Origin of the sequence: Chlamydiifrater volucris (assembly GCF_902806995.1) — a bacterium.
GTDB classification, from domain to species: Bacteria; Chlamydiota; Chlamydiia; order Chlamydiales; family Chlamydiaceae; genus Chlamydiifrater; species Chlamydiifrater volucris.
Window position 1 is genome coordinate 534,547 of record NZ_LR777654.1, and the last position, 21,591, is coordinate 556,137.

Genomic DNA, 21,591 nt, shown 5'->3' on the forward strand with positions numbered 1-21,591 from the left:
ATAGTTTTATCGGTGATTGAAATGAGAAAAAGTTTATTATTATTATATTTTGTGTTGACTGGTGTTAAAGCTTTTGGTTCCCAAACAGTTATCACCCCACCTTCTAACGTGCAAGGAATACGAGATACTTCCTTGCAGAAAGAATCTGTAGTTTGTGTTCATGCCTTTTTAAGATCATATAAATCTTTAAAACCCATCAGCCATTCTTTAGAAAAAGATGGATACGATGTATTTATCTGGAACTATGAAACTAGGAAATTTACTCTTCAAAAACATGCAGAACATCTAGTAAGACTTCTCAAAAAGATAGCCGAAATAAAACCCGGAATTCCTATTAACTTTGTCACCCATTCAGTAGGCGGAGTTGTTGTAAGAGTTGCCTTATCCAGAGAGGACTGCCCTAAGGAAGCCAAACAGGGAAGAGCTATATTAATGGCTCCACCAAATGCCGGATCAACATTAGCCAGACGATACCGATGCTTGCCTATAGTACAGGCTGTTTTCGGAGATAATTTAGGAAGACAGCTCTTAACTTACAGTCCACAAAAAATGCTGAGCACTGGGACTATGCCAGAAAATGTTGAAGTTTTGATATTGAAAGGGAATAGAAGCAGTAAATTCCTTCCCTTCAAAATGGAGGGAGAAAACGACGGAAAAGTAAGAAGCAATGAAACATGCCTCAACACCCCTCATTTAGAATACACCATAAACGTCAATCATACCTATATCGTTAGCGATAAAAAATCCATATACCTGGTTAAAAAGTTCCTGAAGGAAGGATATTCCATAGAGGATATTCAAAAAAAACCAGAGGCCATAGAAAAAGTAATCTTAGAGAACAAAGAATCCAGGTTAGTGACAAGACGAAGAAACGACATTTACGTTATCCATTATTTCAGATCTAATATTTGGGGGTTCCCTAAGTTTTATAGGGAACACCCCAAAAAAACTAACCCCTGAAGATTCGATTAATATCCTGGAATGTCAAAAATAGGAAAAAGAAAATTAAAAAGATTATAAAAGGAAATAAAATTTTTTCCAACAACCTGATATTTAATCTCTTTCTCTTTATCATCTCCCAAAAGCTAATTAAAATATAACCGCCATCTAGGGCTGGTATAGGCATGAGATTAAGCACTGCTAAATTCATACTAATTAATCCTATCCAGAATAAAGCCTCTCCTAAACCCAAAGACCACCCAGTATGAAGAACCTGTATAATTCCTATAGGACCTGACAACCATTTCGGACCTAATCGTCCAAGCAATAAAGCTTTAAGAGTTTTTAAAGAATCCTTAACAACACTGGAACATAATACAAAAGGGTTGGGATTGTACTTAACTCCCATATCTTCCAAATGAACCCCCAAAGATAGCCGCTGCTTCTCTAGTTCTATTCTTTCTATTAATAAATTTTTCCTATTTTTATCCTTAATTTTCGCTGCCCAAGCGTATTGTTTGTCAAAAAACTCTTTGGGTAACAACTGCTCCCTTTTTAAAGGCTGGATTCCAGAAATTAAACGCATCCTTCCATTTCTCTCAATTGGATTTGCTGTTCCTATGGAATCTACTAAAGGTTTCATTGAATCAAAATCAAAGGAAGATATGAACATCTCATCCGCTGAAGTGATAGAAGGATTTGCAGTTCTCTCCTCTGGAGAAAGATTTTCTACTATCAAAGATATCTTATGATCTTGAAGAAGCCTCAATAGATCATAGTTTCTTGATACTGGAACTCCATCAATAGCAATAATCCTATCCCCAATTTCTAAAGGTGAACTTTCTTCAGGCAAAGAAACTTGAGGATCTATCGAGAATAACTTTCCCTCGACGTAACAGTGAGCATTAACAACGTAAGGGAGCACCATTAATGATTTCCACTTACCTTTTAGGCCTATTTCATACTGGGAATCTATTAACTCATTACGAACATACGAGCTCATCTGTAAGCTACCCGCAGCTACCCGAGGACAACGAATAAAAAGATCCTTATCCCCTCTTCGCACCTTAAGGAAAGCATATGATTGATTGAGAATCCGTGATAACTGTAATTGGGAAAACAATAATTCTCCATCAATCCATACCAATCGATCCCCTACTGACAGAGAAGAATCTTTTAGGGGAGATTCTTGTAACAACAAACTGTCCCTATCTACATGACTAAAGGAGTTTTTTCCAAAAATAAGATAGCTAGCTCCAGAAATAGGCAACATCCCCTGCTCATCATCAGAAGAAACAGCTCTAAGGGAAAAGAGCTTCTTAGTACCTCCAAGATACCCAGGCCTCTCTACAGATAAATCCCACCTACCCTCCAACAAGGAAGCTGAAACACAGTCTTTAACCCCAACATATTCCGATCCATTACAGGTAAGAATACGATCTCCTGGAAGCAACCCTTGAGAAGCAAGTGACGAAGCTGGGTTTACCCAACCTACAATTTTAGTAAATTCTGAGAAATCTTTGTTACGCCCCCCCCATAACCAAAGAAAAGAAAAAACCGAGAAAGCCAAAATGATATTAGCCAAAGGTCCTGCTATAAGAACAAAAATTCGCCTCAGTGGAGACTTACTATAAAAACCTCCTGGAACGTCATAAACTGACTCAGGTTTTTTTTCTTTATCAAATCCTGGATCCATTCCTTTGATGCGTACATAACCACCAAAAGGGACCCATCCTATCCTCCATTCTACTCCTCGGATACGACGCTTCCATATAGCTGCTCCAAAGCCTATGCTAAAACTTTCTACAGTCATTCCCATCCACCTAGCAGCAAGAAAATGTCCTGCTTCATGAACAAGAACTAGTACACCCAAAGCTATAGTCGCCAGAAGAAAATACAGAACAGTCATTGATAATACATCCTTACAGTTATCATGCTTGAGAAGCCAGGAGACCAGCCTCTTGGTCCACCTCTAAAATAGATTCTAAAGAAGAACAAGGAATAGGGTTATGCGAATCCATAAGATCCGATAATTTTGTTGTAATCTGCTTCCAAGAAATTTCTCCTCTTAGGAACCGATTCACAAGAACTTCATTAGCTGCATTAAAAAAACAAGGCATAGAAAGACCCTGCTGGATTGCCCTTTTTGCCAAAGAAAATCCTAAAAATTTTGTTTCATCTATGGGAGAAAAGTCCAGAGAAAAAGGCTCTTTAAAATTCCAAAAATCAAAACTCCCTCCCTTTCGTCCTTCATCAAGGGTCAGTACATGTTGAATAGGATATAACATGCTAGGACGGTTCATAACCATATGAACATGCCCATCGATCCACTCCACCATCCCATGAACACTGCTTGACGGATGGATCACGGCTTCAAGTTTATCAGGAGCACAATCAAAAAGCCAACGCGCCTCTATCAACTCCAATCCTTTGTTGACCAAAGTAGAGGAATCCACAGTAATTTTTGGCCCCATAGTCCAAGTTGGGTGATTCAGAACGTCTTTAACGGAAACTTCTTTCAAATCATCCAAAGTCTTGTTTAAAAAAGGACCTCCAGATGCTGTGAGAATAACTCTTGACACTTCCTCTAGAGGCTTTTCTTGAAGACACTGAAAAATAGCATTATGCTCGCTATCTACGGGCAACAACCTGGCTCCCGTCTGCTTAACTAAATTCCTAACAAGTTCTCCAGCGCAAACCATCACTTCCTTATTAGCTAAAGCTATAGTCTTCTTTGCTCGGATAGCGCTCAAAATAATTGGAAGTGCAGATATCCCAGAAGAAGCAGCAACTAAAACATCAACCTCTCTTTGAGCAACAATCTGGGATAATTCATCTTCATTAGAAAGAACTGTTACCCCACAACTAGAAAACTCCCTGGATAGAGATTTTGCAACCTCTTTGGAAGCAACATAAACAATTCTGGGGGCAAAAATCCTGATCTGTTCTCTCAATAAACTTGTTTTACTACCCGCTGCGGATAAAAGAAAAACAGAAAACGATCCCGGAAATCGTTTCACTACTTCTAAAGTTTGTGTTCCAATACTCCCAGTAGAACCTAAAATAGCAAGACTCTTCACTAACCTATCCCTAAAAAATCGTAAAAAAAGATCATAATGCTAGGGAATAGTATTGTCAATTCTAGTTTCACTAACTAACTTTTTAGAAGTTCCTTTATTTCCTGTTTTCAAAACAAAAGGAATAAAAGAGCGTTTCCAAAATAAAATAAGATTATTACCCCAATGCGCGAAATAGATGTTTACTCCGTGCAAAGAAATACATCCTCTTGCTCCCTGCTATAGAAAAATAAAACAATACAAATAACAAAACGGAGATTCCAGCCGTAGAGAACCCTAATCCCCAACAAGTTAAAATAGACCTAGAGATAGCTGGAGAAAGGATTGCTACCAGAGAAGAAAAAACAACAGACCAAGATAACATTCCTAGTAGCGATTTCGCTAATATCTTCGCTATCAACCCTGGGAAAATAAGGAAAGCTAAAGCCATTAAAACTCCCACAGCCTTAAAGGCTGCCACTAATGTCATAGCTATCTGTATAGTAATAAGATGGTTTAAAAATTTAGTTGGAAACCCAATAGTTATCCCAAATAAAAGATCAAAACTTAATACCTTTAGCCCTCTAAAAAACACCATGGTTAACAACGCATTTGTTGTCGCCACATAATAAGCTAAGTTTATATCATCCAGAGACAAAGCATCTGCACTCCCCATGACTAACTCTGTGCCGATATGGGCATTTTTAGTGAGAAAAACCAGCAAAATCAAGCCACAAGAAAATAATAGAGAGAAAGTAAATGCTACTCCAGAATCCTCCGAAACAGAAAAAACATCCTTCATCACTCGGACAAGCAACCCCGTCAGTAGAGCTGTCAACAAGGCTGCAAAACTTAATGTTGCAATAGACAAAGACAATGTTCTAGAAAAAAGAAAAGCACACACCAAACCAAATATGATAGTATGAGACAAAGCATTTCCGAACATCGCCATATTTTTAAGCACCAAAAAAGATCCTATAAAGGCACCAGAAATGGCTAATCCCAAAAACACTAAGACTTGAACTTCATCGATATAAATAGAGGACCATAGTTCCCAGGAAAAAACCCTAGAAATAAAAATTCCAAAAAACTCAAAAAAACCTACCCCTTCGTAAGGAGACATATTAGCAACCTTTTCTATTTCTATGCTTTGGTATAATGCTGTTATGAGGATCAACTTTAGGATCATTCAGCATTTTAGTTAACTCTAACTCTAATTCATCAGTGAGAACATGCTCCATTTCCTCAGCTAACGCGTGAACATCATTTTTAGAAAAATCTAGGGAATCTACCATGTATACTTCCCAAAGTCGATGCCGTCTAATCAAGCATTCTGAAAGTTCTTTGCATTTTTCTGTCAGGCAGAATTTCCCTCTGCCGCACCTTCTTAAAAGCTTTTTTAAAAGGAAAAATCTTATCCAAAGTTTTGGATGTCTCCTACTGCCAAAATACTCACAAAACCTCGCATGGTTTTTGATATCTTCGCTACTTAGCTCTTTTTGTCCCTCTGAAGAGGCGTACCATAAAGCTTTCAAAAAATGCTCGTAAGAAAGTCTCCAACGAAACGACAACCTACGATAAAGGCAAAAAATGGCTCCTCTACTAGGAGAAAAAATCAGTCCTAAAAAGACAAAAATACCAGAAATCAATACTACCAAAGGTCCTGTGGGAAGAATAATTTCTCTACCCTCAGAGGAGTTGAAAGAGAAAAAGACGGATAAAAAACTACCTAAAATACCTGAGATAGCCCCAACTCCAACAGAAGTCCATAAAATAATTCCCAAATCATCCGTAAACTGCCTAGAAGTGAGAGCTGGAGCAACAAACATGGCTGAAATTAGTATAATCCCCACACTGCGTACTCCAACAACAACAACGAAGGTAATAAAACACAGCGTTACCAAAGATATAAGCTTAAAAGGAATTCCACATGTCTCCGCAAAATCTTTATCAAAAATGGAGATCATTAGTTGGCGACGAAATATGAGTAAAAACATTCCAGATAAAACAAACAGAACTCCAGCCATAATTGCATCAGAATCTTTTAAAGTTGCAGCTTGGCCATAAAGGTAGGTGTTTATTTTATTATATAGCGCGGGAAAAGAATCTTTGACGCACCCGGAAAGAATCACTCCAATAGCAAAAAACAAAACCAAAATAAAGCACAAGGCAGAATCTCTGTTCATTTCTAAACGAACTTCTAAAAAAAAGACTCCACAGTAACCAATGATAGCAAAGATAACCCCACACAAAAAAATCCAAAACAAAGAGTCACTGAAGAAGAACGACTGAGAAACAAGTATCCCCACTAACAATCCAGGATAAGCCGCATGCGAAAGAGTTTCTGGGAGCATAGACTTCTTGGCTAGCAATAAAAACACCCCCCATAAAGACGCCGTAGCACAAACTAAAGCTACGGAAAGACAACTAGAGAGAAAGATATCGCTGAATAAAACACTTAACATAGTTTTAAATTTCTCCTGAGCGCCTCTCCTTGGACAACTTTAACGTTCTATCAAAAAGATCTGCATTTCTACCAAAGGCCTGCTTAATTGTTTCTGAACTAAAACAATCTTGAATGGAGCCCGCGGCTACAAGCCTTTTGTTTAAAAGAATAACAGAGTCAAAAATCTCTGGAACTTTCTCCAAGTCGTGATGGACGACAACAACTGTTTTACCCATTGATTTCATTTGTTTTAGAATATTTATTGCAGTCTCTGTTGAAGCAACATCAATAGCTGAAAACAACTCATCCATGAAATACAAATCTGCTTTCTGCATTAAGGCTCTAGCTAAAAAAGCTCTCTGCTGTTGTCCCCCAGATAATCTACCTATCTGTCTATCACAAAATTTTTCTAGGCCTACCTTAGCAATTTGCTCCATAGCTTCATTGCGATCACCGCGACTTATTCTGGAAAATAGTCCTTTTCTTCCGTAGGCACCAGTAAGCACTAATTCTTTCAAGGTTATAGGAAAATCCCAATCAACAGATGCCCTTTGAGGCATATAACTAACCTTTTCTCTGACTTTTTTAAACTTTTTTCCAAAAAAGGATACGGACCCAGAAAAACTTTTGATCAACCCTAAAGAAGCTTTAAGCAAAGTACTCTTGCCTGCCCCATTAGGACCCAATATCGCTACTAGACTACCAGAAGAGACAGAAAACGAAACATCATAGAGAACTGGCGAATGTTCGTAATTCACACACAAATTACGTACATCCCAAACTACATCTTTGTCTATTGAATTAAAAGTCGGCAACCTTACCTCCTAATTCTTCGGTAATCAAAACAATGTTATGCTTAAACATGTCAAAGTATGTACCGCCAACGGGAATATTATCACTATAGATGGGGCGCTTAGATAACCTCAGTGGGTGCTTTTTCTTTAAACAAGATACTATTTTCTTCAAGGAATCCTGGCTTAGAGATTCTTCTGGGAAAACGACCTCCACGCAATGCTCACAAATGTAGTCAGCTACCCTAATAATATCCCGAATTCCTATTTGTACTTCGGGAGACACTCCTTCTGGGGAAGTACATCTCTTTCTCCAGCTACCATCTTCTCTCTCCTTATCTATAGCAAGATACGAATATGAAAAATAATTAAATGCACTATGACCCGTAACTAAAAACCTCTTGTTTAAAGGAACCGACCCTATAGACTGTTTTGCCCATGCATCTAACTTATCCATGGCTTCCAACAAATTATCCGCATTTGAAAAGAACGTCGATGATAATTCCGGGTAGATTTTTGACAAAGACCGAGCTATCTCGTGAGCTACATGCTTCCAAATACCCACATCTAACCAAATATGGGGATCCATAACTCCTTCCTCACAAAGGACTTTAAATTTTTTTTCTTCAGCCAGTCGATCCCCTAAACTAACTACTTTAGGATTACCCTCTAAGAGTTTTCTCATACTTAGCGTATGCTCTAAACCCAGCCCGCAACAAAAGATTAAATCAGCACCAGCGATTTTATCACTATCCCCTTTGACTATTTCGTACGAATGAGGATCTAGTTCTCCGTTGATTAAAACATTACATTGAACACTATCTCCAACCACGACCTTAACACAATCGTGGATCATCCTATTTGTGGATAGAATGTAAGGAGTCCGACTCTGCTTTTGCTTAGAAGAACTTTGCGAAGAGCAACCTGTAACCGCAATCACTAAAGCTGCTAACATTAAAAAAGCACCGATCGTAGAAAGAACTCTTTTCATATAATTCCCAATCCAAAGCTTAAACGAAAAACATAACAAACCCTCTCATCAATAACCAAGGAATAAAAGAATTTGTTGTTCGGAGAGCTTACAAAAAATAAAAATTCCCAAAAATCAAAAAAAGCATTCAAGGGAATAATTTGGAGATATCCTCTTTCTCGTTTAAGGTTAAATAGAATCAAAAAGTTAAAGCTTAAAAAGCAAATCTTTTAAAGCCATCTTCTCATCACGAGAAAATATAAAATATGAATCGAATGAAAATATTATGGTAGAATAAATTATCAATTTTATAGATAATCAGATTCCAAAAAGATTTTAATGGAATGTTTTTTGGTTTAGATCTACTATCATCAAAAATTAGACAAGAACTAGGAAATTAATTGTTTTTTCAAATTGAATTCAAATTACACAAGATATAGAGTTAAAATCGACTCTTTAGCTTTAAATTTCGAATGATTAGTTTGGAAAGGCAAGTCAGAGGGATCTTTAAATTAAAGAACAAATACTCCCCAATTTAGTGTATCATTTTGCAAAGAATAAGGTGATTATGATGGCCGTCGTTGATCAAGCTACGAAAGAAGAGACAGAAAAATTAATTGAAAAAGCGATTAAAAAAGTTAATGGCAGTAGGGAAAACGATCTTTGCAGATACCTTCCTGGCCCTGCTGGTGGTTACATGCACCACTTTACATTAAGAAAAATGAAGGCATCAGATCCAGAACAGTTGCATAAGATGCTTAAAGATTTTATCATCGGATCAGACATGCCAAGGGCTATTGAGCCGAAACCTCGAGCCCCTAGGGGATCTAAAAAGAAAAGAGACTTTGTTAGCTTTACAAAAAACGATATAGAGCGAGTTTTAGAACTGGCTAGACAAGTTGGAGATAAAGATTTATTAGCGAGATTTAGCCCCAAACGACCTCTGCCTTCCCTAAAAAGGGAGTTAATTCGTTCTATTAGGAACGGTGTTGTAAGCTTTGATTTGTGGAACGCCTATGTGGAAGCCGTAAAATCAGCTAATGCGTCTGAAGCAGCCGCTTCTTTTGTTTAAAAAATAATCTTTATAGGGGGTTTCTAAGAGGGAGCCCCTTAGTTGCTCTCTGTTTGTCCCTTTCTTCTTGTCAATAGCAGAAAAAACTGCTATACTTATTCCCTTGAAAAATTGAGTTTCTAAACTACTATTTAAATAAATCAACTAAACTAAGTTAATTAACGTATTTCAGAGGGTAATTATGACGACGACAACGGAAAAACCTTTTGGAAAATTGCGTTCTTTCATTTGGCCCATACATAAGCATGAGTTGAAGAAAGTTTTGCCAATGTTCCTTATGTTCTTCTGTATAGCTTTTAACTATACCATTTTAAGAGACACAAAAGACACTCTTATAGTCACGGCACCAGGGTCTGGAGCAGAAGCTATTCCTTTTATCAAAGTATGGCTGGTTGTGCCTTCCGCTGTCCTTTTCATGATTATTTACGCAAAACTCAGTAATATCCTTAGCAAACAAGCACTATTTTACGCGGTTATTTCTCCGTTTCTCCTCTTCTTTGTCTTGTTCCCTGTTGTGATCTATCCTTTCAGAGAGGTTTTACACCCAACTACTTTTGCTGATTGGTTGTTATCTGTGTTACCTCAAGGGTTAAGTGGCCTTGTAGCAGTTCTAAGAAACTGGACTTTTGCCATGTTCTTCGTCTTAGCAGAACTTTGGGGAAGCGTCATGCTATCACTGATGTTTTGGGGTTTTGCTAACGAAATCACAAAGATCAGCGAAGCAAAAAGGTTCTATGCTTTGTTTGGAATTGGAGCAAATCTTGCTTTACTAGCTTCAGGAAGGTCTATCATTTGGGCTTCCAGAATGCGTAGCGCTGCTACCGCAGGACAAGATCCATGGACTACCTCTTTGTATCTGCTAATGGGTATGGTCTTAGCTGCTGGTATCGTTATTATGGGGTGTTACTGGTGGATCAACAAAAATGTTCTAACAGATCCTAGATTCTATAATCCTGAAGAGCTTAAAAAGTCTAAGAAATCTAAGCCGAAAATGAGTTTAAAAGAGAGCTTCTCCTACCTTCTCAGGTCTCCTTATATTCTTTCCTTGGCTGTCTTGGTAATATGTTATGGCGTTTGCATAAACTTGGTTGAAGTCACTTGGAAGAGCCAATTGAAACTTCAATATCCCAATGCCAACCAGTACAGCGAATTTATGGGACACTTCTCCTTCTGGACAGGAATTGTCTCCGTAATGGTTATGTTGTTTATTGGCGGAAACGTTATCAGAAGGTTCGGTTGGTTAGCAGGTGCTCTGGTGACTCCAGTAATGATTTTGATTACCGGTGCACTTTTCTTCGCGCTAGTAATTTTTAGAGACCAAGCTACAGGATTGGTTGCTATGCTTGGAACAACTCCACTTATGATGGCTGTCATTGTCGGCGCTATCCAAAATATCCTTTCTAAATCCACGAAGTATGCTTTATTTGATGCCACAAAAGAAATGGCTTATATTCCTTTGGATCAAGAGCAAAAAGTTAAAGGAAAGGCTGCCATCGATGTCGTGGCTGCTCGATTTGGAAAGTCTGGTGGATCCTTAATACAACAAGGGCTTTTGGTAATTTGTGGAAGCATCGGAGCGATGACCCCTTACCTTGCTGCTATACTATTCGTGATTATTGGCTGCTGGGTCGTTGCTGCCTCCAAACTTAACGTGCTTTTCCTTAAACTTACTGCTTCTGAAGAAGAGGGTTCTTCTGAACAAGAACCTACTGAGGCTAAGGAGAGTGTCGTTGCCGTTGAAAACGCCTCTTCATAGAAAGGCTCGTCTTTCTATGAAGACAATTCCTCAAAGCTCAGGGAATACTCCCTGAGCTTTTTTTTTGCTGCCCCTCTGTATTGACAACTTATAGATCCAACTCATAACATTGTCCTTTTTCTGATCTAAAGAGGGATACATTGAAAGAGTATAATATCGAGAATATTAGGAATTTTTCTATAATAGCCCACATTGATCATGGAAAATCTACAATAGCCGATCGCCTGCTGGAAGCGACTCAAACCGTTGAGGAGCGGGAGATGAAGGACCAGCTTCTAGATTCCATGGACCTGGAAAGAGAACGGGGCATCACTATCAAGGCGCACCCCGTCACTATGCGTTACGTTCACGAAGGTGTAGAGTATGAAATAAATCTTATAGACACTCCGGGGCACGTAGATTTTTCTTACGAAGTATCTCGTTCTTTATCCGCTTGCGAAGGCGCGTTGCTTATTGTCGACGCAGCGCAAGGAGTACAAGCCCAGAGCTTAGCTAACGTGTACCTAGCGCTCGATCGAAATCTAGAAATTATTCCCATCCTTAATAAAATAGATCTACCAGCAGCAGATCCGGAGGAAGTTAAACGGCAAATTAGAGATTACATAGGTTTGGATACGACAAATGCCATTGCTTGTTCAGCAAAAACAGGTTTAGGAATTTCTGATATTTTAGAAGCTATCATAGCTCTTATTCCCCCGCCTTTGCCTCAAGATCCAGGTGCTCCTCTGAAAGCTTTGGTATTTGATTCTCACTATGATCCTTATGTAGGGATTATGGTTTACGTCCGCATAGTAAGTGGGGAGATAAAAAAAGGAGATAAAATTATTCTAATGGCTTCTGGGAACACTTCCCATGAAGTGCTTGGAGTTGGAGCCTTTATGCCCGAAGCCACTTTGATAGAAGATTCTTTAAAACCAGGCCAAGTTGGGTACTTCATTGCCAATATTAAAAAAGTAAAAGATGTTAAAATTGGAGACACCGTAACAACCCACAAGAATCCAGCCAAGGAGCCTTTGGAAGGGTTCAAAGAGATAAACCCCGTAGTTTTTGCTGGAATTTATCCCATAGATTCTTCTGATTTTGACGCACTGAAAGACGCTTTATCTAGATTGCAGCTAAACGATTCTGCATTGACAGTGGAACAAGAAAGCAGTCATTCTTTGGGGTTTGGGTTCCGCTGCGGATTTTTAGGGCTGTTACACCTAGAAATTATTTTTGAACGCATAATGCGAGAATTCGATATCGATGTTATCGCTACTGCTCCTAGCGTCGTTTACCGGATAGTCTTGAAGAATGGAAAAGTTTTGGAAATCGATAACCCGACAGCCTACCCCGATCCAGCAACTATCGAACACGTAGAAGAACCCTGGGTCACGGCACATATTATTACTCCTCAGGAATATCTAAGCAATATTATGAGTCTCTGTCTGGATAAGCGGGGATTATGTTCGAAGACGGAAATGCTTGATGATAATCGCCTGATACTCACCTACAGCCTTCCTCTAAACGAAATCGTTTCTGATTTTAACGATAAATTAAAATCCGTTACCAAAGGATATGGTTCTTTTGACTATCAGCTCTCTGATTACCAAAAAAGTCCTATTATTAAGCTCGAGATTCTCGTCAACGATGAACCTGTGGATGCTTTCTCCTGCTTAGTGCATAGAGACAAAGCAGAATCTAGAGGGAGAAGCATTTGTGAAAAGCTAGTAGAAGTCATCCCCCAACAACTTTTCAAAGTTCCCATTCAAGCGGCAATTAATAAAAAAATTGTCGCCCGAGAAACTATTCGAGCTTTATCCAAAAACGTTACAGCAAAATGCTACGGTGGGGACATCACTCGAAAACGAAAGCTTTGGGAAAAACAGAAAAAAGGAAAAAAGCGTATGCGCGAATTTGGAAAAGTATCTATTCCAAATACAGCCTTTATGGAAGTACTAAAGTTAGACTAGCCTTTGGCATGCAAACAGAGAGCGGGGGAAGATCCTGCTCAAAATGCTTGGGATCTCTCTCCATTAGACTAAGTTGGTTTCCAAGTCCCCACTCCAGTCGGTGTGATAAAATTCTCCTCTCGGTCTGTCCACTCTTTCGTAGGAATGAGCTCCAAAATAATCCCGAAGCCCCTGGATGAGGTTAGCTGAAGAGTTTGAGGTAGTATATCCATCAAAGTAGGATATAGCTTCTGATAAACAAGGAACAGGAATTCCCGAAAGAACTGCTGCAGCAACGACTCTTCTCCATCCACTATCTGCTTGTTTTAGCGCACTCTGGAAGAAAGGATCCATGATTAATGAGGGAAGATCCGGGGACGAAACAAACGCATTTTTTATATCTTGTAAAAATACACTTTGTATTATGCATCCACCACGCCATATCAAGGAAATTTCTCCCAAATCTAAATCCCAATCAAACTTTGTTGAAGCCTTTTTTAGCAAGGAGAACCCCTGAGAATAACTAATAATTTTGGATGCGTAAAGGGCATGGAAGCAATCTTGCAAAAATTCCTTTTTTGAGCCAGAAAACTCCAGGTCTGATTTAGAAAATGCTTCCTTTGCCAAGATTCTTTCTTCTTTCATTCCTGATAAATATCGGGAAAATACAGCTCCTGTAATCAAAGACAAAGGAACGTCTGCTTGCAGAGCTTCAATAGCTGTCCACTTTCCTGTTCCTTTTTGTCCAGCGACATCCAATATGGAATCTATTATGGATCGATTATTTTTATCTTTAGCTGCCAATACTTCTGATGTAATACGAACTAAATAACTTTCTAATTCACAATTATTCCAATCGTCAAAAACTAAAGCTATTTCATCCGAAGACATTCGTACATAATCTCTCATCAGTCCGTACAACTCACTGATAAGTTGCATATCTCCATACTCTATACCATTATGGACCATCTTGACATAATGCCCTGCTCCCCCACTACCTATCCAAGAACAACACGGCTTCCCATCTTGCGATTTAGCAGCAATAGAAAGAAATATAGGTTTGATAAATTCCCAAGCCCTGAAATCTCCCCCAGGCATAATTGAAGGACCGTTACGAGCCCCTTCTTCACCTCCGGAAATACCTGCTCCAACAAAAAAAATCTGTTTGGATTTTAACTCTTTGAAACGCCTTTCTGAATCCAAAAAATAACTATTACCACCATCGATGATAATATCGCCTTCTTCCAAAAAAGGAAGCAGAGCATTGATAGTGTGATCTACAGGATCTCCAGACTTAATCATCAGTAATATCTTTCTTGGACGTTCTAGAGAACTGACAAACTCTTGCAAAGAATAAAACCCCTGAATACTGGAACCCAGCACCTCGGGATCCTCTAAAAACTCCCTTGTTTTCTCCTGACTACGATTATAAACAGAAACAGAAAACCCGTGATCTCGCATGTTTAGCACTAAATTCTTTCCCATCACAGCGAGACCTATTAGTCCGATATCAGATCCTTTTGTCATTTAAAGTCCTTTTTTTACTGAAAAGTCAAATTACGACTAACACTGACCTTTTTTTTCTTCCTCTAGACACGACTATATACTTAGAGAAAACAATATCTTCAGGAGAAACAACTTCCTCACTACTGGACAACACCCTAGAATTAATATATAAACCCTTCTGATCCACTAGTCTTCTTACTTCGCCTTTAGAAGTGGCTATTCCTGTATGCACTAAAAGATCTGCCCATTTTTTTCCAAAAATATCAATCCTTGACACCTCTATCCCAAAGCCAGTGTCTACAAGTACCGATAATGAATCTTCAGTAAATTCTGAAACCCTACCAGGAACCATAGCTTGAGTGATACTCATTGCTGAGGATACCCCTGCGTCTCCATGCACAATCCTAACAACTTCCTGAGACAAATATGCCTTCACTTGCTCGGGATTCTCTTTTAATTTTAACAGAAGAACTTCTATCTCCTTATTTTCTATCAAAGTTAACAGCTTAGCCACCTTAGGCATCTCTGCATCCTCGAGACCATATATATACTGGTACAATTCATAAGGAGAGGTTTTATTAGCGTCTAACCATACGGCTCCTTTTTCCGTTTTGCCTAACTTATTTCCCTGACTATCAGTTAATAAAGGATATGTGAAGCCATGAGCTTTTTTTGCTAAATTTTTTCGAATAAAGTCTATACCTGCCGTAATATTTCCCCACTGGTCACTACCTCCGATCTGTAGGAAGATCCCCTTTTCTCTGAATAAGTGATAGAAATCATAAGCTTGCAATAGCTGATAACTGAACTCTGTAAAGCTCATGCCTTCGTCCGAACGAAGGCGTTGCTTAACACTGTCCTTAGCTAACATATTTCCCAAGCGAAAATGCTTAGCCACATCTCTCAAAAAATCCACTAAGGGCATCTCCCCTAGCCAAGAAAAATTATCCACTATCTCAATGTCAGGAACAAACCGTTGCAGAGCCTTCTTTAAAGAGTCTGTATTTTCTTCTACCGTCTTCTTATCAAGTAGGACTCTCTCAGTACTTTTCCCTGAGGGATCACCTATCATACCTGTCGCTCCTCCAATGAGCGCTACAACTCTATGACCAAACAACGATAATTTTTTTAAAGCAAGTATTCCTGCTAGGTGCCCAACGTGAAGGGAAGAGCCTGTTGGGTCAAAACCTAGGTAAGCGGAGACGGGGCCTGACACCTCTGATAATCCTTCAGAAACATCAACAACCGAACCCCGGTCCTGCATATAAGTGAGGAAATTCTTCATAAAAATTACAGCAGATAAAAATATAGATCTTAAAGTCCTTTCCCATAATATTCAAGAACTGAACTAGAACATAAGAAATCTACCCTAGAATTATCATTCGTCACTGCTGTTGATTTTTCTCACAGCTAAGAATAAATTTTAAAATCGACCCATCTTAATGGATTTTTGTTAACTTATCCCTTTTCTTTACTTTTTTACCAACTCTCTAGATTATTATGTCCTCTATGTACGGGCAGACTTTCCTTGGAGAAACTATTAGTTTTTTCTATGTAAATAGAATTTTGTACCAAACTGTCAATTTAATCCTGTAAATTGTCACAGATCCAGTTTTTACATCAAAACTAAACAAAAGAAAGTAATGCTTGTCAAAAAGGAATAAGGTAACTCAATCAAGAATCACTTTATATTCAAATTATTTGTTAAGATACTAAAAGGACTTCCTTTATGAAGATATCATCTGGGAACACCCAGCCACTTACGCTATCAGCACATGAGGAACTTTCATCTGTACCAAGTTCCCGTTTTTTCAACACCGAAAAGGTCAATACTCTAGGATATATCATTTTAGCAGTTTTAGCAGTCGCATTGTTAGCCAGCGTTGTAGCTATGGTGCTAACCAAAGATATAACGTTCACTATTGTGCAGTCCATCCTAGGCGTAATGTTAGCTTCCATTGTAGCTATGATGAAAACCCCATTACCCGGGAACTCAGCACAAAGGCGATTTTATCAGATTACAAAAAATTCTTAAAAGCAGACCTTAGGCGGAGTAATGCTTTAGAATGGATTTGAGATACCCTAGATTCGCTGACACCTAGAATGTTTCCGATTTCTTTCAGCATTAAATCTTCATAGTAGTACAGGACCAAAACTTGCCGTTCTCTCTCGTCTAAATTCAGAATAGCCCCGGCTAGTAATTTCTTTCTTTCTTCTTTTTCTGCCGCCTCAAATCCCGTCATCGCTTTTTCATCAACAAGTCTATCTTCGAGGCAAAAGCCTCTATCTTCTGCATCATTGCAAGATCGGTCTTCGTGGATGGAAATCATTAGGGAAGTTTTTGCCAACTGGTACCATTCTGACAATTCTTCTTGTGAGATCTGAAGATGCTTACAAAGTTCAAAATCTGTAGGCTCTCTACCTAGGCTTGCCCTTAAAGAATCAATAGCTGAAGACAAGAGACCAGTCTTCTTGTGAACACTACGAGGAACCCAATCCTGTTTTCTTAGATCATCAATAATTGAAGCTTTGATTAAAAAGGATGCATAACTTTCAAACTTAGGGCTTTTTTCTGGATTAAACTTCTCTACTGCCCTAACCAATCCTTCGACACCTGCTGCATAAAGATCCTCATTATGAATATGGCTAGGGAAGCCTGCAGACAGCTTATGAACGACGATATTTACCAAATAAAGATAGGACTCAATTAAGAAATCTCTATCCACGATAGCTCTTGTCTCAAGGTATCGCTTCCATGGTTCAGAAAGTTCTGGGAAATCTTGAGTTTTCACAATTTCTCTTTATTTTTCTATAAATAAGAGAATAGTTAAAAAAAATTTTTTAAACAACACCTTTAGAAGAGAGTTATAATCAAAAAATATAAATTATAATAAAACTTTTTCGGAAACCGTTCCTAAAGAACATATCTCTATGTCCTTAGGCAATTCATCATAAGAAAGAATCAAAAGATCAGGAAACTTGTGCTCTATTATCTTTTTCATTTCTACGCGAGACTCACTACCTGTAACTACAGCACGAACCTCTTTCTCTAAACTGTGCAATAACGGCTCTCTAAATAATTCGTCAATTTCCTCCAATATCTTTTGACAAACAGAAGGATTTTTCTCAGGATAATCACACCCAATGAGTTGTTCTACGTAGGGATCTACTGTCACGACATGAATCTTTTTCTGTTTCCCAAGGATACTTCGCCCCACTCTATCACCTAAATGTTTACGAACATGTTCCACTACTCTATCTAAAGAAACCTTGTTACTAGGAAGAGAAGAGAGAGAATCAACGATATAAGGAAACAAATGCAACGAGATACCATCTTTAAGGAGAGATTTGCATACCACCATTAAAGAATCTCTGGAAATTTTCATAGGGATAATTTCATCAGAAAAAATTCCCCATTGAGCTTCAGTTCTCACGAGCAACTCTTCTATAACTCTGGCATTTACACACTCATGTGCCAAAGAGGACATTTTTCTATATAGAGAATCTTCAACAAATCCATCTAAATCAAAAATAAAATTAAAAACTTGTAAAAACGCTCCTGAATTATTACTTCGAATTATACGGATATTTTTTGGAAAATGCACTCCCAACTCATTATAAATCCTCAGAGCTGTAAATCTGTAATTTCTCTTAATGTCATCTTCTCTCATATCAGCGATAGGAAGGTGCAATTCCACTTTAGGCTCACTTTCCAATTGGTCTTTATGAGCTAACTTTAGCCCAATCAATAGCAGAACAGACCCAGACAAAAAGGTAGGAGTAAAAGGAACTCCAGGCAAAAAAGCAAAAAGCAGCATAGAAAACGATGCTGGGAAAAATATCTTAGAATGCTTTTGAAGATCTTTAGTAAAGGAATGCACAAAAGTTTTTTGTTTGCCGACCTTGGATATTGTTGTTGCTGCCCCCACTGAAGTCAGTATGGCTGGGATCTGTCCGACTAAACCATCTCCTAAAATTACAAGCCATAGTTTATCAAATGTTAAAGATGAGAAACTTAGCAAGAAAGGAACAGAGAAAACATTTACTGCCAATATAAGCAGAGCTATAACGGCATCTCCTTTTACAAAGCGAAAAACGCCTTCCATGGAAGAAAAAAATTCGCTTTCTTGAATTACTTCTTCTCTAAGATTTTCTATAGAAGCAAAACTTTTCCTTCCAGAATTTAAGGACATATCTAGGGCCATTTGCTTCCCCGGTAGAGCTTCTAAAATAAACCGAGCCCTAACTTCTGCTATACGTTCTCCACCTTTTGCTATCAGAAGAAAGTTCATAAAAAATAAGATGATTAAGACTGCTGTACCTGCAATAATGCTATCGGAAGCTAAAAATTTTCCCAGAGAGGTGATCATAGGACTAGCTTCTCCGGAAGATAAGATTAATCTCGTGGAAGCGATGTTTAATCCTAAACGAAAAATCGTTAGATAAAATAGCACCGAAGGATAGGAAACTAAATCTTTATCATTCCTAGCAGACAATGCCCACAGAAAAGCAATCAATGAAGAAGAAATCCCTAGACACAAAAAACTATCCAGAAGAAGCGGGGTCATTGGAAACAGGGATGTAGTGACCACTAGTATAGGAAGAAGCAATAACCAAGACTCAAAACTCTTGTTTTTCACGAAATACCTAAGAGGGGTTCCTACTACCGAATCCTTACCCTAACCTATCGATTCACATCAACAATAAAAGCTCTATTTCTCCTCTCTTCCCCTTGATTACTACTCTATTTAGCAGGCAAGTATACAATTCCCAGTGACATCCACAAAGGCAAGTAATGCCAAATAAAGATTTGTATACATATTTCTAAAGCAAATATTCTAAATTTATTTTTCTGAAAAAACACAATCTTTGCTTGTGGAGTATAAAGATTTATGATAGATTCCCCGCTTTCTACTTCTCTTTCGGAGTATAGCGCAGCCTGGTTAGCGCGGTTGCTTTGGGAGCAATAGGTCGGGGGTTCGAATCCCTCTACTCCGATATCTTTTTTCTTGGAGATTTTATGGCTAAATTGACGATTGTTTCGGGAGATGATTCTGAAGAGTTTGAGTTGGAAGATGGCGAGGGAATTTCTGAGGTTTGCGAAGAAGCTGGCGTCCCGTTCGCTTGTACGGAAGGGGTTTGTGGAACCTGTGTCATAGAAGTTCTTGAGGGGCAGGAGAATCTTTCCGAGTTCACCCAGGAAGAGAAGGACTTTCTCGGTGATGAGGGTGGTTGCGAGCGGCTGGCTTGCCAGTGTAAGATTCGGCACGGTAAAGTGAAGGTCACCTTTTAGGGCAGCTTTCTTTACGTCCTTTTATTTCCTTTAATCTCTGGCTTTTTATCAAAAATTATAAAGAAAACTTTATAAAAAAGATAAAATCAAATCTTTTTTGTTAAAAACAAAAAAAATCGGTATAATTACCACTGTAGTAATTTGATTTTGTTAGTTTTATGAAGGTTTTTAGCAATAAAAATACCAGCAGTTTACAAACAGATTCATCGGTTCCAGGCCAACCCGATATCGCACGAGAGAATTGTTCGAGGAAAAGGGTGCTTTCTGCAACCAAGAGGTTCTTTCTAGAGGTTCTCCCGAAATTAGCCATCATCTCCCTCGTAGTACTGTCTATGAGTTTGGCTATTGTCTATTGTTCCGTTGGCACGCTAGTTGGAGCTATTAGTTTGGGGTATCTTATGTTATCCTCTGCCATCGCTGGAATTTGGATCTCGAAAAAAATGCATAAAAAGGAATCGGAAGCGACGGCCGCCAAAGTTCCTACCCATTCCTAAAATCACGCAATAAGGAAGCATTTCGTTATGAGCAATAATATACAACCTGGAGCACATCCTGGTTCTAGGGATTTTGGATTACCGCTAGGAGAAAACGTTGCGGAAGATTTCCTATCACAAGGGAATTCTTCTTCTGTTTCTAAAAGCCGCCTATCCTCTCTGCTTAAAACAGTCAAAAAGGACATTTCGGGACCTAAAGATACTCGCCTGCAAGCCAGGATTGCTTTACTTGTTGTAAGCATAATAGCTATGTTAACTTTTATTGTAGGATTTGCCTCTTGCGTGATATTTGGTCTGCCTGCTCTGGCCGTAATTCCTCTGGTTGCCGGAGCAGTGTTTATTAGCTCTATCATTTTGCACAGGAGCCTATGTTCCTACAGAAAGACTATTCCCTCTGTACGTTCTCCTTCTCCGACAACCAAAGTCCCTAAGCCGTCTTCTACCCCTAAAAAGACTCTGCCAACAACTCCACTTTCAGTAGTAAGGGAAGAGAAAAAAGTACGAACTCCTGCTCTCGATGAAAAAATAACAAAAACACCCCTATCAGCTCCAACTCCTAAATCTCATTCAGTATCAACCCCAAGATCTAAGACTACTAGCTCTTGGATAAAGGTGGACCTTCCTCCGGGATGCTTGGCTAAGGAGGCCTTCTGCTGGGCTCATAAAGATATACCAAACTTAAAACTTGTATCAGCAAAATATTCTATAGATAGCCTAGCTGTACAAAAGAAATTTTTGACAGAATCGTCCGTTATCGTCAATTCAGCAAACCCGACAATGTATCCTGGCGGTGGAGGCACTAACAAAGCGATATCCCTTAAGGTAACCCCAAAATCCTGGGATTCTAGCAAACAGTCTGCAGCCTTATCCTCTACTCCCCTCCATGGTCCACTGAAGGTAGGGGAATTCCGAGCTGGCTTTTGGGAATCTAAAGTTTTTGTGGAAAGCGAAGTCCTGACAACACCTACTCTTTTAGGGCAACTTTTGGGACCGGAGGCTTCCTCTTCTTCTATCAAAGGAGATGAGGGAATTGCTTCACATATTGTTGAAGAAGCATACTTTAACTGTGTAAAAGCTTGCCTCCAGCGTGGGTGCTTGATTATCCAAACACCCCTTATCTCATCTGGAATATATGCTCAAGGAGCCAAAGACTCTTTGGCATGGCAAAAAATGTTGCGCACAGCTATGCTCTCCGGAATAACGAGAGCCACGAAGACGACTGAAACTAAAAGCGAAGTGTTGATTATCATTGTAGATGTGAGCACACCTCCTCTAAGGCTTGGGTCCTAGGGAGAGAGGGCTTGAAGGGAGTTTTCGTTCCTCTTGCGAGTGAACAG

Annotated in this window: 18 protein-coding genes and 1 tRNA gene; 9 read left to right on the plus strand and 10 right to left on the minus strand. The window is 38.9% G+C overall.

The features are described from left to right. Positions 1–21: 21 nt before the first annotated feature. Positions 22–960: an esterase/lipase family protein gene (locus tag KJA62_RS02300; protein ID WP_213318420.1), complete on the plus strand. Its 939-nt coding sequence runs from the start codon at positions 22–24 to the stop codon at positions 958–960. On the opposite strand, the gene KJA62_RS02305 is transcribed toward KJA62_RS02300, so the two are convergent. The 6 genes from KJA62_RS02305 to KJA62_RS02330 form a co-directional block, all read right to left on the minus strand. Then, entirely contained in the window at positions 950–2,848 is a 1,899-nt protein-coding gene (locus tag KJA62_RS02305; protein WP_213318421.1) for a site-2 protease family protein, read from the minus strand. The genes KJA62_RS02300 and KJA62_RS02305 overlap by 11 nt on opposite strands. A 22-nt stretch (positions 2,849–2,870) precedes the next feature. Next, entirely contained in the window at positions 2,871–4,019 is a 1,149-nt protein-coding gene (gene dxr / locus KJA62_RS02310) for a 1-deoxy-D-xylulose-5-phosphate reductoisomerase (protein ID WP_213318422.1), read from the minus strand. A gap of 154 nt (positions 4,020–4,173) precedes the next feature. Then, positions 4,174–5,184, minus strand: a complete 1,011-nt coding sequence (locus KJA62_RS02315; RefSeq protein WP_246481883.1) for a metal ABC transporter permease — start codon at positions 5,182–5,184, stop codon at positions 4,174–4,176. Further along, positions 5,120–6,460 (minus strand): metal ABC transporter permease, encoded by a 1,341-nt coding sequence (locus tag KJA62_RS02320; protein ID WP_213318424.1) that lies wholly within the window; start codon positions 6,458–6,460, stop codon positions 5,120–5,122. Before KJA62_RS02320 ends, KJA62_RS02315 begins: the two co-directional genes overlap by 65 nt. A 4-nt stretch (positions 6,461–6,464) precedes the next feature. Next, complete coding sequence (locus KJA62_RS02325) at positions 6,465–7,256, minus strand: metal ABC transporter ATP-binding protein (protein WP_246481884.1); 792 nt, start codon at positions 7,254–7,256, stop codon at positions 6,465–6,467. Beyond that, the gene (locus KJA62_RS02330) at positions 7,243–8,223 is read right to left on the minus strand and encodes a metal ABC transporter solute-binding protein, Zn/Mn family (protein WP_213318425.1); all 981 of its coding nucleotides are present in this window, start codon (positions 8,221–8,223) and stop codon (positions 7,243–7,245) included. Before KJA62_RS02330 ends, KJA62_RS02325 begins: the two co-directional genes overlap by 14 nt. A gap of 550 nt (positions 8,224–8,773) precedes the next feature. Between KJA62_RS02330 and ddbA the strand changes: the two genes are divergently transcribed. From ddbA to lepA, 3 genes are all read left to right on the plus strand, one after another. Next, positions 8,774–9,274, plus strand: a complete 501-nt coding sequence (gene ddbA, locus KJA62_RS02335; RefSeq protein WP_213318948.1) for a DNA binding protein DdbA — start codon at positions 8,774–8,776, stop codon at positions 9,272–9,274. Between the two features lie 181 nt (positions 9,275–9,455). Beyond that, entirely contained in the window at positions 9,456–11,030 is a 1,575-nt protein-coding gene (gene npt1 / locus KJA62_RS02340) for an NTP/NDP exchange transporter (RefSeq protein ID WP_213318426.1), read from the plus strand. Positions 11,031–11,170: 140 nt separating this feature from the next. Continuing rightward, positions 11,171–12,982 carry a translation elongation factor 4 gene (gene lepA / locus KJA62_RS02345; protein ID WP_213318427.1) on the plus strand — a complete coding sequence of 604 codons (1,812 nt, stop codon included), beginning with the start codon at positions 11,171–11,173 and terminating at the stop codon, positions 12,980–12,982. Between the two features lie 63 nt (positions 12,983–13,045). On the opposite strand, the gene gnd is transcribed toward lepA, so the two are convergent. Together gnd and tyrS are read right to left on the minus strand one after the other, a co-directional pair. Next, complete coding sequence (gene gnd / locus KJA62_RS02350; protein ID WP_213318428.1) at positions 13,046–14,488, minus strand: decarboxylating NADP(+)-dependent phosphogluconate dehydrogenase; 1,443 nt, start codon at positions 14,486–14,488, stop codon at positions 13,046–13,048. Between the two features lie 25 nt (positions 14,489–14,513). Beyond that, complete coding sequence (gene tyrS, locus KJA62_RS02355) at positions 14,514–15,752, minus strand: tyrosine--tRNA ligase (RefSeq protein ID WP_213318429.1); 1,239 nt, start codon at positions 15,750–15,752, stop codon at positions 14,514–14,516. 444 nt (positions 15,753–16,196) lie between these two features. On the opposite strand from tyrS, the gene KJA62_RS02360 reads away from it, so the two are divergent. Then, a complete protein-coding gene (locus KJA62_RS02360) occupies positions 16,197–16,502 on the plus strand; it encodes a hypothetical protein (RefSeq protein WP_213318430.1) in 306 nt (101 codons plus the stop codon). Here the strand turns inward: KJA62_RS02360 and KJA62_RS02365 are convergent. Beyond that, positions 16,486–17,259, minus strand: coding sequence for a FliA/WhiG family RNA polymerase sigma factor (locus KJA62_RS02365; protein ID WP_213318431.1), 774 nt, complete (start codon positions 17,257–17,259; stop codon positions 16,486–16,488). The two genes, KJA62_RS02360 and KJA62_RS02365, sit on opposite strands and share 17 nt — an antisense overlap. Before the next feature lie 93 nt (positions 17,260–17,352). After that, positions 17,353–19,107: an FHIPEP family type III secretion protein gene (locus tag KJA62_RS02370; RefSeq protein WP_213318432.1), complete on the minus strand. Its 1,755-nt coding sequence runs from the start codon at positions 19,105–19,107 to the stop codon at positions 17,353–17,355. A 283-nt stretch (positions 19,108–19,390) separates the two neighbouring features. On the opposite strand from KJA62_RS02370, the gene KJA62_RS02375 reads away from it, so the two are divergent. The 4 genes from KJA62_RS02375 (at position 19,391) to KJA62_RS02390 (ending at position 21,544) form a co-directional block, all read left to right on the plus strand. Continuing rightward, a tRNA-Pro gene (locus tag KJA62_RS02375) sits at positions 19,391–19,465 on the plus strand. 22 nt (positions 19,466–19,487) lie between these two features. Continuing rightward, entirely contained in the window at positions 19,488–19,760 is a 273-nt protein-coding gene (locus KJA62_RS02380; RefSeq protein WP_213318433.1) for a 2Fe-2S iron-sulfur cluster-binding protein, read from the plus strand. Positions 19,761–19,918: 158 nt separating this feature from the next. Next, on the plus strand, positions 19,919–20,254 hold the full coding sequence (locus KJA62_RS02385) for a hypothetical protein (RefSeq protein WP_213318434.1): 336 nt from the start codon (positions 19,919–19,921) through the stop codon (positions 20,252–20,254). 27 nt (positions 20,255–20,281) lie between these two features. After that, complete coding sequence (locus KJA62_RS02390; protein ID WP_213318435.1) at positions 20,282–21,544, plus strand: hypothetical protein; 1,263 nt, start codon at positions 20,282–20,284, stop codon at positions 21,542–21,544. Positions 21,545–21,591 lie beyond the last annotated feature (47 nt).

Coding starts and splice junctions, on each gene's coding strand:
- KJA62_RS02315 (WP_246481883.1), bottom strand. CDS start 5,184: ATGATCCTAAAGTTGATCCTCATAACAGCATTATACCAAAGCATAGAA.
- KJA62_RS02300 (WP_213318420.1), top strand. CDS start 22: ATGAGAAAAAGTTTATTATTATTATATTTTGTGTTGACTGGTGTTAAA.
- KJA62_RS02330 (WP_213318425.1), bottom strand. CDS start 8,223: ATGAAAAGAGTTCTTTCTACGATCGGTGCTTTTTTAATGTTAGCAGCT.
- tyrS (WP_213318429.1), bottom strand. CDS start 15,752: ATGAAGAATTTCCTCACTTATATGCAGGACCGGGGTTCGGTTGTTGAT.
- ddbA (WP_213318948.1), top strand. CDS start 8,774: ATGGCCGTCGTTGATCAAGCTACGAAAGAAGAGACAGAAAAATTAATT.
- gnd (WP_213318428.1), bottom strand. CDS start 14,488: ATGACAAAAGGATCTGATATCGGACTAATAGGTCTCGCTGTGATGGGA.
- KJA62_RS02305 (WP_213318421.1), bottom strand. CDS start 2,848: ATGACTGTTCTGTATTTTCTTCTGGCGACTATAGCTTTGGGTGTACTA.
- npt1 (WP_213318426.1), top strand. CDS start 9,456: ATGACGACGACAACGGAAAAACCTTTTGGAAAATTGCGTTCTTTCATT.
- KJA62_RS02390 (WP_213318435.1), top strand. CDS start 20,282: ATGAGCAATAATATACAACCTGGAGCACATCCTGGTTCTAGGGATTTT.
- KJA62_RS02385 (WP_213318434.1), top strand. CDS start 19,919: ATGAAGGTTTTTAGCAATAAAAATACCAGCAGTTTACAAACAGATTCA.
- KJA62_RS02360 (WP_213318430.1), top strand. CDS start 16,197: ATGAAGATATCATCTGGGAACACCCAGCCACTTACGCTATCAGCACAT.
- KJA62_RS02380 (WP_213318433.1), top strand. CDS start 19,488: ATGGCTAAATTGACGATTGTTTCGGGAGATGATTCTGAAGAGTTTGAG.
- KJA62_RS02320 (WP_213318424.1), bottom strand. CDS start 6,460: ATGTTAAGTGTTTTATTCAGCGATATCTTTCTCTCTAGTTGTCTTTCC.